The sequence below is a fragment of the Massilia haematophila genome (assembly GCF_042647645.1).
GTDB lineage: Bacteria > Pseudomonadota > Gammaproteobacteria > Burkholderiales > Burkholderiaceae_D > Telluria > Telluria haematophila.
Genome location: NZ_JBHRVV010000001.1, coordinates 5,260,012 through 5,273,030 on the forward strand (window position 1 = coordinate 5,260,012; position 13,019 = coordinate 5,273,030).

Annotated in this window: 12 protein-coding genes; 4 read left to right on the plus strand and 8 right to left on the minus strand. The window is 62.5% G+C overall.

What is annotated here, in order from left to right:
• Positions 1-18: 18 nt before the first annotated feature.
• Positions 19-324, minus strand: a complete 306-nt coding sequence (locus ACFOPH_RS23410; RefSeq protein WP_379737501.1) for a hypothetical protein — start codon at positions 322-324, stop codon at positions 19-21.
• A 353-nt stretch (positions 325-677) separates the two neighbouring features.
• Between ACFOPH_RS23410 and ACFOPH_RS23415 the strand changes: the two genes are divergently transcribed.
• The 3 genes from ACFOPH_RS23415 to ACFOPH_RS23425 are packed head-to-tail and all read left to right on the plus strand — an operon-like array spanning position 678 to position 2,076.
• Positions 678-1,169, plus strand: coding sequence for an Hcp family type VI secretion system effector (locus tag ACFOPH_RS23415; RefSeq protein ID WP_379737503.1), 492 nt, complete (start codon positions 678-680; stop codon positions 1,167-1,169).
• A complete protein-coding gene (locus tag ACFOPH_RS23420) occupies positions 1,169-1,588 on the plus strand; it encodes a Rap1a/Tai family immunity protein (RefSeq protein WP_379737505.1) in 420 nt (139 codons plus the stop codon). Before ACFOPH_RS23415 ends, ACFOPH_RS23420 begins: the two co-directional genes overlap by 1 nt.
• Positions 1,549-2,076, plus strand: a complete 528-nt coding sequence (locus tag ACFOPH_RS23425; RefSeq protein ID WP_379737507.1) for a T6SS effector amidase Tae4 family protein — start codon at positions 1,549-1,551, stop codon at positions 2,074-2,076. Before ACFOPH_RS23420 ends, ACFOPH_RS23425 begins: the two co-directional genes overlap by 40 nt.
• Before the next feature lie 159 nt (positions 2,077-2,235).
• Here the strand turns inward: ACFOPH_RS23425 and ACFOPH_RS23430 are convergent, their stop codons facing one another.
• From ACFOPH_RS23430 to ACFOPH_RS23460, 7 genes are all read right to left on the minus strand, one after another.
• Positions 2,236-3,471 (minus strand): type II secretion system F family protein, encoded by a 1,236-nt coding sequence (locus ACFOPH_RS23430; RefSeq protein ID WP_379737509.1) that lies wholly within the window; start codon positions 3,469-3,471, stop codon positions 2,236-2,238.
• A gap of 11 nt (positions 3,472-3,482) precedes the next feature.
• A complete protein-coding gene (pilB, locus tag ACFOPH_RS23435; protein ID WP_379737511.1) occupies positions 3,483-5,207 on the minus strand; it encodes a type IV-A pilus assembly ATPase PilB in 1,725 nt (574 codons plus the stop codon).
• A 539-nt stretch (positions 5,208-5,746) separates the two neighbouring features.
• Positions 5,747-6,790 carry an IS110 family transposase gene (locus ACFOPH_RS23440; protein WP_379732773.1) on the minus strand — a complete coding sequence of 348 codons (1,044 nt, stop codon included), beginning with the start codon at positions 6,788-6,790 and terminating at the stop codon, positions 5,747-5,749.
• 349 nt (positions 6,791-7,139) lie between these two features.
• Complete coding sequence (locus ACFOPH_RS23445) at positions 7,140-8,708, minus strand: methyl-accepting chemotaxis protein (protein ID WP_379737513.1); 1,569 nt, start codon at positions 8,706-8,708, stop codon at positions 7,140-7,142.
• An 81-nt stretch (positions 8,709-8,789) separates the two neighbouring features.
• Positions 8,790-9,197: a hypothetical protein gene (locus ACFOPH_RS23450; RefSeq protein ID WP_379737515.1), complete on the minus strand. Its 408-nt coding sequence runs from the start codon at positions 9,195-9,197 to the stop codon at positions 8,790-8,792.
• 10 nt (positions 9,198-9,207) lie between these two features.
• Positions 9,208-10,434, minus strand: a complete 1,227-nt coding sequence (locus tag ACFOPH_RS23455) for a hypothetical protein (RefSeq protein WP_312549067.1) — start codon at positions 10,432-10,434, stop codon at positions 9,208-9,210.
• A 222-nt stretch (positions 10,435-10,656) separates the two neighbouring features.
• Positions 10,657-11,256 (minus strand): ATP-dependent Clp protease proteolytic subunit, encoded by a 600-nt coding sequence (locus ACFOPH_RS23460; RefSeq protein WP_379737517.1) that lies wholly within the window; start codon positions 11,254-11,256, stop codon positions 10,657-10,659.
• A 367-nt stretch (positions 11,257-11,623) separates the two neighbouring features.
• On the opposite strand from ACFOPH_RS23460, the gene ACFOPH_RS23465 reads away from it, so the two are divergent.
• Entirely contained in the window at positions 11,624-13,012 is a 1,389-nt protein-coding gene (locus ACFOPH_RS23465; RefSeq protein ID WP_379737519.1) for an NCS2 family permease, read from the plus strand.
• The last annotated feature ends 7 nt before the right edge of the window (positions 13,013-13,019 follow it).

Below are 13,019 nucleotides of genomic sequence, written 5' to 3' on the forward strand. Positions count from 1 at the left end.
TGGGCCGGCAGATCGTCGTCAATGTATCGGGATGTCGTCATGGTCTTCTCGTCGTTCCGGAATCGCCGACGCCTGTTTCATTCGCATCCGCGCCTGATGATCGCGCTTGTCACCGGCCTTCCTTGCGGGGTCGCGTTGCCCGAGCAATGGGGAATCTCCGCGTAGGCCCTGACAGGCTGGAACACGGCAGTCTCGATCTATCTTGCCCTGATGGGCTGGCAAATACTGCGCGGGGACGTGCACAGGATCAGACGCGTTGCCGAACAGGAAGATGCGAATGCCATTCTTACGCTCGCCGTCGTTCATCTTCGATGCGTCGATCATTGGCATGTCGATCAATATTGCCGCTGGTGTCCTTGGCGGAAGCTGATGCTGACAGACCGTCTAAGGGCTAGCGTCAATCGAGGAGATCCTTGACGCCCGGCTCACGATGATCAGGGACTCCATCAGGGACGACGGGGCGCTGACGGCTTCGCCGGCTTTCTTCTGGAAGGAGCCGGCGACCTTGTCAAACGTCGAAGCGCGGGCTCCAAATCCTCGCCGATGGCGACCATCCGGGTCACCACAGATATCAATGCGTCCGTCCTCTTTTGACCTTGCGCCTTTCGTAAATTGATCGATGCCAACTCGACGGCACTGCAGCGCAGTCACACTCCTTGTCTTTATACGGAGGAAAGATGGCTGCCGACTATTATCTGCAACTAGACGGAATCAGGGGTGAGTCTGCTGATTCGAAACACATTGGTTGGATCGAGTGTGCTTCGGTTACCTGGTCGATTCACCAGCCGAAAAGTGCGACAGCGTCAACAGCCGGTGGCCACACTGCCGAGCGTGCCGAGCTGAGTGAAATCACCATCAGCAAGCTGGTCGACCTGGCATCGCCTCTTCTGGCGCAGACCTGCGCATGCGGCAAGACCATCCCAAAAGCCAAGCTCGAAATGATGCGGGCTGACGGCGCTGGAGAGCCGATCAAATACTTTGAAGTGGAACTCGATAATGTGCTGATCGAGCACATTGCGCCATCGTTTGCCGCCGGTGACCTGCCAGTCGAGAGTATTGGTCTCAAATTTTCGAAGGTCAGGTGGAAGTACACCCAGCAGAAGATCGCTGGAGGCGCCAACAGTAACACGGCAGGCGGCTGGGATCTCGCGACGAATCGGATCGCGTGATGCGTACCGTCCTGCTACTCGCTTTAGGGCTCGCCGCATCCGCGGTTGATGCCGGTGCCCTGGCTCCTCGCATGACCGGTGAACGCTTGCTCAAGCAGCTGGAGCCGGTTGAACCGGATGCAATCGCAGAGCCGACCGGTAAATTCAGCAAGGATGAACTCGCAAGCTTGCACACGATGCGGAACGTCGAGTTTGTGCAGGGCTATCTGGCCGCTGTATATGACCAAACGGAGGGGCTAGCGTGGTGTTACGACCCGAAGTCCAAGACGCCGAAGCCGGATACCTTGTGGGACGAGTCTCGCTGGGCGCTGCATCGACTGTCACCGGCACAGCTGAAGCGCAATGCCGCGGAGTTGCTTACTGAAATCTGGCGCGAAAAATGGCCCTGCTCCTCTGGCGGGGCAAGGGGGCGACAATGAAGGTTTCATTCGCCGTACTTCGAATGCACTTTCCCGATACCGATAGCGTCTCATTGGAGGAGCTCTGGCAGTGGCTCGGCTATCCCGAACACATCGGTAATATCAATTTCTCGAACACGTGCGCGGTCCGGATGAGTATGGCACTCCTCGGCGCCGGCTTTCCAAGCCCGGGGGCTTACCCCATCAAGGCCGGGAAATTCAAAGGAAAGATGATCGAGACCAGGCAAAGGAAGCTGAGCGCTTGGCTTGTTCGACACCTTGGTCAGCCAGAAAAATATAAAAGCGGTATCGAGGCACAGAAGGCGATTGGAACGAAGCGCGGGATCATCTCCTTTTTTCAGCTGCATGGTCCTACAGATAACCAGGGACACATCGCCATTGTCGGGGCGGATAAGTGGCAGACTTTTCGTTGCGGTCCAGAACGTGAAGATAGCCCAACTGGTTGTTTCTGGAACTCTGTCGAGGTGTGGTTCTGGCCACTCAAGTAAGTACGCGAGATACAGAACGATGTAGAAGCAAAGTGCTGGTTTTCCGCTAGCGATGATGCTGTGTACTGCGCAGTAGTTTCGCAAGGGTAAAACTGCTGCGCATGTAAGACGTCACTGGAAATTTCATTATGAAGTTTCTGACACCGGTGATTTCCGTGCTTACACCACTGACCCCAGCTTGAAGATCGGCAGATACATCGCCACCACCAAGCCCCCGATCAGCACGCCCAGGATCACCATGATCAGCGGCTCCATCAGCGACGACAGCGCATTGACGGCCTCGTCGACTTCCTCCTCGAAGAAGTCGGCGACCTTGCCCAGCATCGAATCGAGCGCGCCGGATTCCTCGCCGATGGCGACCATCTGGGTCACCAGGCTGGGGAAGACGTTCACGTTCTGCATCGCCACCGTCAGGCTGGTGCCGGTGCTGACTTCGAGCTGGATGCGGCGGGTGGCGTCCAGGTAGACGTTGTTGCCGGAGGCGCCGCCGACCGAGTCGAGGGCTTCGACCAGCGGCACGCCGGCCGCGAACATGGTCGACAGGGTGCGCGTCCAGCGGGCGATGGTGGCCTTGCGGATCACGTCGCCGAAGATCGGCAGGCGCAGCAGGATGCGGTCCATCGCCTGCTGCATTTTCAGCGAGCGGCGCCAGGCCTGGAAGAAGAAGTAGAGCGACGCGAAGATCGAGCCGAAGATCGCCCACCACCACTGCACGAAGAACTCCGAGATGCTCATCACGACCAGGGTCGGCGTCGGCAGGTCGGCGCCGAAGCTGGCGAACACCGACTTGAAGGCCGGGACCACCCAGATCATGATGATGGCGGTGACGATGAAGGCGATCGCCAGGATCGCGATCGGGTAGGTCAGGGCCGACTTGATCTTCGACTTCAGCGCCAGCGTCTTTTCCTTGTAGACGGCGAGGCGATGCAGCAGGTCTTCCAGGATGCCGGCCTGTTCGCCGGCGCCGACCAGGTTGCAGAACAGCGGGTCGAAGTAGCGCGGGTACTTGCGGAAGGCGTTGTTCAGGCTGGTGCCGGTCTCGATGTCCGAGCGCAGGTCCAGGATCAGCTTCGACATCGACGGATTCGCATGGCCCTTGCCGACGATGTCGAACGACTGCAGCAGCGGCACGCCGGCCTTCATCATGGTCGCCAGCTGGCGCGTGAACATGGTCAGGTCCTTGTCGGTGATCTTGCGCCCGGAGCGGTAGATCTTCTTCTTGACCTTGGTGACCATGATGCCCTGGCGGCGCAGCGTCACGTTGACGATCGCCTCGCCGCCGGCGCGCAGCTCGCCGCGCACCGTCTTGCCGGTCTTGTCCTTGCCTTCCCAGGCGTAGACCGATTCCTTGACCTGCGCGCCGCGGCCGCGGGTGGTGGGGAGGGAGGTAGCCATATGAATCCTGTTTATTCGTTGGTGCAGCCGAACACTTCTTCGAGGCTGGTCAGCCCCTGTTTCACTTTCAGCAGGCCCGAGCGGCGCAGCGAGTTCACGCCTTCCTTTTCGGCCTGGGCGGCGATCTGCATCGCGTTGCCGTGCGCGAGGATCAACGCCTCGATCGCCGGGGTGATCGGCATGATCTGGTAGATGCCCACGCGCCCCTTGTAGCCGGAGCCGAGGCAGCGTTCGCAGCCGACCGGGCCGTAGGGCTTCCAGTCGCCTTCCAGGTCGCTCTCGCGGTAGCCGGCGCCGAGCAGGGCTTCGCGGCCCATCTCGAGCGGTTGCTTGCAGCCGCACAGGCGGCGCGCCAGGCGCTGGGCCGTGATCAGGATCACCGAGGAAGCGATGTTGAAGGGCGCGACGCCCATGTTCATCAGGCGCGTGAGCGTGGAGGGCGCGTCGTTGGTGTGCAGGGTCGAGAACACCATGTGCCCGGTCTGCGCGGCCTTGATCGCGATGTCGGCGGTTTCCAGGTCGCGGATCTCGCCGACCATGATGATGTCCGGGTCCTGGCGCAGGAAGGATTTCAGGGCCACCGGGAAGGTCAGGCCGGCCTTCTCGTTGACGTTCACCTGGTTCACGCCGGGCAGGTTGATCTCGGCCGGGTCTTCCGCGGTCGAGATGTTGATGCCGGGTTTATTCAGGACGTTCAGGCAGCTGTACAGCGACACCGTCTTGCCCGAGCCGGTCGGCCCGGTCACCAGCACCATGCCGTAGGGGCGCGAGATGGCGTCCAGCAGCAGCGTGCGCTGGTCCGGGTCGTAGCCGAGCGAGTCGATGCCCATCTGCGCCTGGGTCGCGTCCAGGATACGCATGACGGTCTTTTCGCCGAACAGCGTGGGCAGGGTGCTGACGCGAAAGTCGATGGTGCGCGTGGGCGACAAAATCAGGCGCATCCGGCCGTCCTGGGGCACGCGCTTTTCCGAGATGTCGAGCTTGGCCAGGACCTTGATGCGCGAGACCAGCTTGTCGCGGATCGACAGCGGCGGCATCGCATGGTCGCGCAGCACGCCGTCCACGCGCATGCGGATGCGGTAGTGCTTCTCGTAGGGCTCGAAGTGGATGTCCGAGGCGCCCAGGTTCACCGCGTCGAGCAGGATCTTGTTCAGGAAGCGCACGATGGGCGCGTCCTCGACCTCGTTGGCCGCTTCCGGCGTGGGCGCCGGCGCTTTCTCTTCGGCGAATTCGATCTCGCCTTCTTCGCCGGCCAGCTCGGCCAAACTCTGCTCGGCGCCCTTGGCCAGGTTCGCCAGCAGGTTGAGCAAGGCGTCGTGGGCCACGATCACCGGCTCCACTGCCGCCTCGCTCTGGAACTTGATCTGGTCCAGGGCCTGGGAATTGGTCGGGTCGGAGATCGCCACCGACAAGCGGTTGCCGCGCTTGGCCAGGGCCACCACGCGCTGGGCCGCCATCAGCCTGGCGTCGATGGCGCCGGGCGGCAGCGCGTCCAGGCTGAAGCTGGACAGGTCGAGCAGGGGATAGCCGAAGGTCTCGGCGCAGAACACGGCCAGCGCGGCGGCGTCGATGGTGCCGCCGACCACCAGCGCGTCGATGAAATGGGTGCGCTCGGCCGCCGCCTTCTTCTGCAGCGCGTCGGCCTGGGCGCTGCTCAGGCGTCCGGCCTGGACCAGCGCGCGCGCCAGACCCGACATCGGTGTGCCTGGAGTCGCGTTCGGGAGGACTGCTGCCATATGCGCCGTGCTGTCGAAGGAAGGGGTAACAAGGCCGCGCGGGGGGCCTGGTCCACGCGGGAGAACTCTTCGGATCATGCCTACGGGCATCAAATTTGTAAAGCGTTTCCACAGAGCATCGATGCGCCCGCGCGACGTAGACGACGTGGCACGGGAGGTTTGTTAACCCGGTGCCAAGGATGTGGACAATTTGACCAGGCTTAGCCGTTGTTATATCCCGGATTGGCATTGACGCGGCGCATGGAACGGCCTGCGGCCTGGACCGTATCTATGGACTCCACCCGATTTGCAAGAAGAAGATTGAATTTTTGCCGTTAGGAAGAGTTTGCTTGTATCTATTCGGCCTGTATGTTGAGCGTTTCCAGTGCTCTGGCCCTGATGTGATACGCGCGTCAGGATCCTCATAGGGTGACGGCCTTGATGGCCACTACAGTTTACGGATTCACCCGACGCCGGTTCGACCTGTTGGCATCATTCGTTCTTCTCGTCGCAAACTTGGCGATTGCTCCTTGTTGTTGCTGAGTTACTCGACAGTCTTTTCAGGCCGGCCTGGGCGTGTCTTTCGACCAGGCCGGAACATAAGGACGTCCGTGCGCGATCAGCGCCCAGATCACCCTGGCCATCTTGTTGGCCAGCGCAGTCGCGGCAACGTTGAAACTGCGCCGTTCTGCCAGCCTTGTTGCCCATTGCAGCAGCTTGTCGGGCTTGCCGCTTGCTGTTCTCAGCGCACTGCGCGCTCCGTGTATGAGCAGGGTGCGCAGGTAGCTGTCGCCCCTGCAGGTAATGCCATACAAGCGCTGCTTGCCTCCACTGCTATGCTCGCGTGGCACGAGGCCTAAATTCGCTGCAAAGTCTCGCGCGCTCTTGTAGTGGTGCGGATCGGCGATCGTTGCCTGCACTGCCGTTGCCGTCAACGGCCCTACACCCGGCACTTCCATCAGTTTCTTCGCCAGTTCCGACCTGGCTGCCTGATTCAAACGTCGGTCGTACGCCTGAATCCTCTCGTCCTTGTCGTCCAGCTGGGCCTTGAGCTCCCGGAATGTCTCCAGGGCCATACCAGACAAACCATTGTCCGGATCGTTCAGCCATGCTTTCAGTCCGTCGCGCAATCTTTCCACGCGCTTGGGAAATACCCGGCCATATTCGCCGGCAAATGCCCGGATCCTGTTGATCATCGCCACCCGTTCTGTCATCAGGGCGCTGCGAGCGCGGTGCAGCATCTGTAAATCTTGCTGTGCAGCCGTATTGATCGGCACATACTTGGTCGAACCGCGCGAGCGTGCCTCGGCAATTGCAGCAGCGTCGTTCATGTCGTTTTTGTTACCAGTGACATATGCCCTGACGTGTTGGGCCGCAATCAGTTTGGCGTCGTGCCCCATTTCCACGAGCTTGCGTGCCCAGTAATGCGAACCTGCGCAGGCTTCGATACCAATCATCGCCGGGGCCATCTGCGCGAACTGCGCAAGCACCTGGTCTCGAGAAAGCTTACGCTTGAACACCCGCTTGCCGTGTCCATCGAGCCCGACCGCGAAGAACACGTCCTTCGCAATATCCAAACCAACCACTTTTGCGCTAGCATTCATGGTGACTCCCCCTCTTGTTTTAGCTTGCCAGTCCAATCTGGCACGCTTGGCACAATGATGCCGATATCAGGAGGGTGGAGTCCATCACATTAGGGTGGGCAGCTCCACCCGGGCGTATGAGTCCAGGCAGCCTGTGCGCTGCCCACGCGGTGATAGTTAGCAGCAAGATCACCCGGCGCGAACACGGAGCCGGTAACGATCACCGCGTGGGCAGCGCACACGGCGCGTCTGGGCACCTGTCCGGGTGGAGCTACCCACCCTACGTCAACGCTAGCGACTTCGGCGGCGTCACCAGGAAAACAGGCGCCTGCAGGCGCCTGTCATCACTCTCTCTATATAGTACGAGCGCTCAGCGCAGCGCCAGTGGTGCCGGACGTGCGGCCAGCGCCGGGCCGGCGCCGGCATCGGCCAGCTTGAACACCGACAGCGCGCCGGTCAGCTGGCCGGTCTGCTCGGTCAGCGATTCGGCCGCGGCCGAGGCTTCCTCGACCAGGGCCGAGTTCTGCTGGGTCATCTCGTCCATGCTGCCGATCGCGCGTCCGATGTCCTCGATGCCTTCGCTCTGGCGCTGGCCGGCCATGGCGATTTCGACCATGATGTCCTGCACCTTCCTGACCGAGTCCACGATCTGGCCCATGGTCACGCCGGCCTGGTCGACCAGCGCGCTGCCGGCGTTGACCTTCGAGACCGAGTCGCCGATCAGTTCCTTGATCTCCTTGGCCGCCGCCGCGCTGCGCTGGGCCAGGCTGCGCACTTCGCCGGCGACGACGGCGAAGCCGCGCCCCTGTTCGCCGGCGCGCGCCGCCTCGACCGCCGCGTTCAGCGCCAGGATGTTAGTCTGGAAGGCGATGCCGTCGATGACGGAGATGATCTCGACGATCTTGTTGGCCGAGGCATTGATGTCGCCCATGGTCGCGACCACGCCGCCGACCACCTGGCCGCCGCGGGTCGCGATGCCGGTCGCGTTCACCACCAGCGCGTTGGCTTCGTTGGCGTTGGCGGCGTTCTGGCGCACCGCGCCGGTCAGTTCATCCATGGCGCGCGCGGTGCGCTCCAGGCTGGCGGCCTGCGATTCGGTGCGGCCGGCGAGGTCCGCGTTGCCGCTGGCGATTTCGGCGCTGGCGACCGCGATGGTCTCGGCCGAGGCCTTGATCTCGGCCACCATCGTCGCCAGGCGCGCGCGCATTTCCTTCAGCGCGACCAGCAGGCTGGCCGTGTCCCTGGCATCGGTGCGGATGTCCATCGCCAGGTCGCCGGCCGCGACGGCGCGCGCGATCTCGCGCGCGTATTCCGGCTCGCCGCCGAGCTGCTGCCAGATGGCGCGCACCACGAACCAGGACACGATGGCCAAAGCGGCCACCACCGCCAGGGCGGTGACGATCATGGTCCACAGCACGCGGCGCACGTTGGCCTCGCTGCTGTTGACGCCGGCGGAGAACTGTTCCTTGGCCTGGGCCTGGGTTTTTTCCAGGTCGGCGTTCAGGGTCGCCAGGGTGCTCTGCATCTTGCCGACCACGGCCTGGGGGTCGCCTTCTTCCATCTCGAGCATGATGCGCGCGGCCGACAGCGCCGGCGCATAGTAATCGTCGAATTCCTTCAGCAGGCGCGCGCCGTTCTCGCGCTGGCCGTCGATGCTGCCCAGCTGCGCCAGGTGCGCGCGCACCTTGTTGGCCTGCTCGCCGACCTGGGCGATGCGGTCCTTGTCGCCTTCGCTGACGGCGTCGCGCAGGCCGGCGGTCACCTCGGCGATCTCGAGCGTCAGCGTCTTGGACGCGTCCAGCACCGGGTAATCCACGCTCTCGGTGGCGTTGATCGACTTCAGCGCATCGGTCGCGATCATCGCGCTCACGCCCACGCCCAGGCCGAAAATCAGGGTCGAAATGACCGGAAGTGCCCAAATCCTGCGCTTGATGCTCATGTTCTTGTCTCTCACTCTCGACAAAACGCCCCGCTGGCGGGAAGCCGGCGGGGCGGGTTCGGAAAACAGCGTTTCGGTTGTTTACTGCGCGGTGTAGATCACTTTGACGCTGCCGTCGACGGCGCTCTTTTCGATGTAGCCGATCGCCTTCGGGTTGGCCGCGACCGCCGCCTTGACGGCGGCGCTGTTGGCGACTTCCTTCGGCATCGAGGCCTTGCCGGTGAAGACCAGCTTGGACCACAGGGCCTTGGCCTGGGACGCGTCCTTGTCGGTCACCTTCTTGTAGAACTCGGCGCGCACCGGCGCGTCTTCCGGCTGGTCGATCGGGGTCATCGCGGTCGACTTGCCGAGGAAGAACTGGGCGACCTGCTCCTTCGTCATCGAGGCTTCGGCGGCCTTCGGATTGACCACCACGGCCACCTCGGCCAGGGATGGAACGGCGGCAACAACGAGGGCGGCGGCGATCGCGGCGTTGATCAGTTGTTTCATGGGACGCTCCTTAGAACACGAAGTCGACGGCCACGGCGCCGACGGTCACGTCGCGGTGGAAGCCCGGCTGCGGGTTGAGCAGCAGGCCGCTGCCGACTTTCGGCTGGACGCGGTCGATTTGCGCCTTCAGGGCGATCGAGCGGTACAGGTCCCAGCGCACGCCGACCGAGGTCGTGCTCTGCTCGCCCTGGCCGACGCCGGTGTAGGGCAGGCGGGCGGCGCCCGCGCGCAGCGGCGCCAGTGCGGCCACGTTCGCCGGCACGGTATTGGTCGGATGGCCGTCGATTGCCAGCTTGGCGTGCATCACGTACGGCAGCACCTTGCCGAAGCGGTAGCCGCCCATGGCGTACCACGAGGTGGTGTCGTTGACGTAGCTGTCGGTCTTGCGCTTCGCGTACTCGCCCTGCAGGACGATGTTGTTCCAGTCCATGCCCAGGCCGACCGAGGTGAACGAGGCGTCCTTGTCGCGCGCTTCGAGTTCGTTGGCGAAGGTGGCCAGTTGCGGCAGGTTGTAGGTGGCGCCGGTGCCGCGCAGGGTGGTCAGGAGGCCAGCCAGGCTGGTCCAGTCGGTCACGGTGACCTTGGCGTCGGTGCGGCCGAAGCGCAGGGTGAACGGACCGTGTTCGGCCACCACGTTCAGGCCCAGCAGTTGCTCGCCCTCGGCGCGCAGGCCGTAGGCCAGCTTGCCCTTGGCGCGGCCGTAGGTCACCTGGGTGGTGACGGTGGTGTCGCCGAAGCCGTGCTGCCAGGTCAGGTCGACGCCGTCGACGCTTTCGAACGGCACCTGCGAGTACATCTCGTTCGGGGCGCGCAGGAAGGTGCTGGCGTAGCCGACGTTGCGGTAGTCGGAAATCATGAACACCGGCAGGCCGGTGCGGCCGATGCGCAGGCTGACTTCATCGTTCAGGCGGGCCTTGGCGAAGGCCCAGGTCAGGTCGGCGCCGAAGTCGTCCTCGGCGTCCTTGCGCACCACGCCCTGGCCGGTCAGCGAGAGCCAGCCGTTGACGGCGACGTCGGCCTGCAGGCCGAGGTTCGAGTCGACGCCGGTGCGCGGGTCTTTCCTGGCGCCGGCGGCCTGGTTCGGACGGCCGAACTCGGCGCGGTCGGTGTTGGTCCAGGTCAGGGCGCCGGTGCCGAAGCCACGGACCTTGACGGTGGGGCCATCCGCTTCTTGCGCGAAGGCGGACGAGATCGCCAGCGGCATGGCCAGCACGGCGGCGAGAATCTGCTTATTCATAAGACAATCTGTAACAAGTACTGCGTTTATAAGATTTACTTCTAATTATTTCTTTTCCGCATGCACGTAGCATGAATAGAACGAAAGAATTTTATCCATGGAGCAAAAGTAAAGACAAGGAAAAGGAGTGCTGATAGGAAAAACTGAACGACAAGCGAACGCATTCGTTGTTTTGCCGAAACAGCAGGGGGAAAAATTGAATAAGCTAATTCGTTTTTCGAATTAGAGGACTGTAACTGTTGCTAACTTCGCACAAGTGTGCTCAGTTCCACCAATGCGTCGTGGCGCCCATGGCGGGCAGGCGGGCCTGGACGGCTTCGTCGATGAGGCCCGCGCGCACGGCCTGCTCGGCCGTATAGATGCGCGCGTTGCCGAAGAGGTGGGGGGGCGGATATCGACCGCTTCCGGCGCGCCGCGGGTGGCTTCGTCGAAGATGGCGGCATAGCGCTCGGCATCGAAGTCGAGGCAGTCGCGCCATTCGGAGACCCGGGCGTGGTCGGCCGCCACCAGGCTGCCGAAGCCCCAGTGCAGCGGGTGGACCAGGAAGCGCGCGCCGGGGCAGGCATAGCGTTTTTGGCCGGCGAGGAAGATCACGACGCCGACCGATTCCACGCTGCCGATGTTGAAGGTGGTGAGCGGTATCGGCAGGGACTTCAGGAAGAAGTAGAGCGCAAAACCGGCGGTCATGTTGCCGCCTTCGGTGGACATATGCAGTTCGATTTCGCTCGCGCCGCTTTGCAGCGCCTGCAGGCACAGGTTGCGCACCGCGCAGGCGGAGCTGTGGTTGATCGGCCCGATGAAGTGAACGATGTGCAGAGTCATTGGCGCTCCCGTCGTGAGTGCTCAGGATAGCAATTTTGCGTTACGCGTAGCGCCCGGCTCGGATACGCGGCGGTTCCCGTTTGCCCTCGGGATGTACCGATACGGGCGACCCTGAACAAGATGCTTCCAGCGTGAGCAGGACCGGGTCGATCCGCACCTTCTCTACCCGGGACGAGCAGGAGTATTGCGGCTTGCAAAAAAGGTTTTTCGATAAAAGCAATACGTTTTCATTAATAGTTCATATCCAGAAAGCACAAATACAAGCATTCGCTGCTGATACTAAGCTGACGTCGGACTTCATTACGACGAGACATCCCGACGAAGCCTGAATGGCGCAATCGTCGGTCAATAACATAGGAGAAGTGCCATGTCACAGCTTCAGTTCGAGCAAGCAGAGAGCGCCAGTACGCTGCTTCCCCCGGCGCAGGTAGACGGCAGAATCGATCGGTATTTTCAAATTGCGAAACACGGCAGCACGCCAGCACGTGAAGTGGTGGCAGGCGTCACGACCTTCATGGCCATGGTGTATTCGGTCTTCGTGGTGCCCGCCATGCTGGGAAAGGCGGGCTTCGACGTCAGGGCCGTGTTCATTGCCGTCTGCTTGACGGCAGCGTTCGGCTCTTTGCTGATGGGATTCTGGGCGCGTCTGCCGATTGCCGTCGGTTGCGCCATCTCGCTGACGGCTTTTGTGGCTTTCGATCTCGTGCTGGGAAAAGGCTTGTCGCCTGACGTCGCCCTGGGCGCGGTATTCCTGATGGGGGTGGTGTTCACGGCGATTTCCCTGACCGGGGTGCGCACCTGGATCCTGCAGAATCTGCCGGCCGGCGTGGCGCATGGTACCGGCGTCGGCATTGGCTTGTTCCTGCTCCTGATCGCTTCCAACGACGTCGGCCTGGTGGTCAAGAACGCCGGCGCCGGCTTGCCGGTGGCCTTGGGCCAGATCACCTCGTTTCCAGTCGTAATGAGCCTTCTGGGCCTGGCTGCCATCTTCGGCATCGAGCAGCGCAGGATTCCGGGTGGGATCCTGTTGGTGATCATCGCGATTTCTGCTGTTGGCCTGGCCTTCGATCCGAACGTGCATTTCAAGGGCGTGTTTTCCTGGCCTCAGTTGAGCGCACCAGGACAAAGTTCCCTGATCGGCGCCGTGAACATCATGGACGCACTTCACATGGCCGTATTGCCCAGCGTGCTGGCCTTGGTCATGACCGCCGTGTTCGACGCCACCGGCACCATTCGGGCAGTCGCCGGACAGGCTGGCCGGGTTGACGCCAAAGGCTGCATTCATAATGGCGGCAAGGCACTGACCGCCGATTCGGTGAGTTCGATTTTTTCGAGCCTGATGGGAGGCGCGCCCGCGGCGGCTTACATCGAATCCGGTGTCGGCACCGCTGCCGGCGGCAGGACCGGCTTGACCGCGGTTGTCGTCGGGCTGCTGTTCCTGGGGCTGATCTTCGTTTCGCCACTGGCCAGCCTGGTCCCATCGTATGCCACGGCCCCGGCCCTGATGTACGTCGGCTTGCTGATGCTGGGGAATGTGGCGCACATGAACATGGACGACAAGATCGATGCCTTGGCAGGCCTGGTGTGCGCCGTGTTCATACTGCTGTGCTGCAACATCGCAACCGGCATCATGCTTGGCTTCTGCACCCTGGTGATTGGCCGCCTGGTCTCGGGGGAATGGCGCAAGCTGAATGTGGGCACGGTCAGCATTGCCGTCGCGTTGGCGGTCTTCTATGCCGGCGGCTGGGCAATCTGATGCCACG

Excerpts from the sequence above, each read along its gene's own strand:
- ACFOPH_RS23455 (WP_312549067.1), bottom strand. The coding sequence starts at position 10,434 with ATGAATAAGCAGATTCTCGCCGCCGTGCTGGCCATGCCGCTGGCGATC.
- ACFOPH_RS23450 (WP_379737515.1), bottom strand. The coding sequence starts at position 9,197 with ATGAAACAACTGATCAACGCCGCGATCGCCGCCGCCCTCGTTGTTGCC.
- ACFOPH_RS23425 (WP_379737507.1), top strand. The coding sequence starts at position 1,549 with ATGGCCCTGCTCCTCTGGCGGGGCAAGGGGGCGACAATGAAGGTTTCA.
- ACFOPH_RS23440 (WP_379732773.1), bottom strand. The coding sequence starts at position 6,790 with ATGAATGCTAGCGCAAAAGTGGTTGGTTTGGATATTGCGAAGGACGTG.
- ACFOPH_RS23430 (WP_379737509.1), bottom strand. The coding sequence starts at position 3,471 with ATGGCTACCTCCCTCCCCACCACCCGCGGCCGCGGCGCGCAGGTCAAG.
- ACFOPH_RS23415 (WP_379737503.1), top strand. The coding sequence starts at position 678 with ATGGCTGCCGACTATTATCTGCAACTAGACGGAATCAGGGGTGAGTCT.
- ACFOPH_RS23410 (WP_379737501.1), bottom strand. The coding sequence starts at position 324 with ATGATCGACGCATCGAAGATGAACGACGGCGAGCGTAAGAATGGCATT.
- ACFOPH_RS23465 (WP_379737519.1), top strand. The coding sequence starts at position 11,624 with ATGTCACAGCTTCAGTTCGAGCAAGCAGAGAGCGCCAGTACGCTGCTT.
- ACFOPH_RS23460 (WP_379737517.1), bottom strand. The coding sequence starts at position 11,256 with ATGACTCTGCACATCGTTCACTTCATCGGGCCGATCAACCACAGCTCC.
- ACFOPH_RS23420 (WP_379737505.1), top strand. The coding sequence starts at position 1,169 with ATGCGTACCGTCCTGCTACTCGCTTTAGGGCTCGCCGCATCCGCGGTT.
- pilB (WP_379737511.1), bottom strand. The coding sequence starts at position 5,207 with ATGGCAGCAGTCCTCCCGAACGCGACTCCAGGCACACCGATGTCGGGT.
- ACFOPH_RS23445 (WP_379737513.1), bottom strand. The coding sequence starts at position 8,708 with ATGAGCATCAAGCGCAGGATTTGGGCACTTCCGGTCATTTCGACCCTG.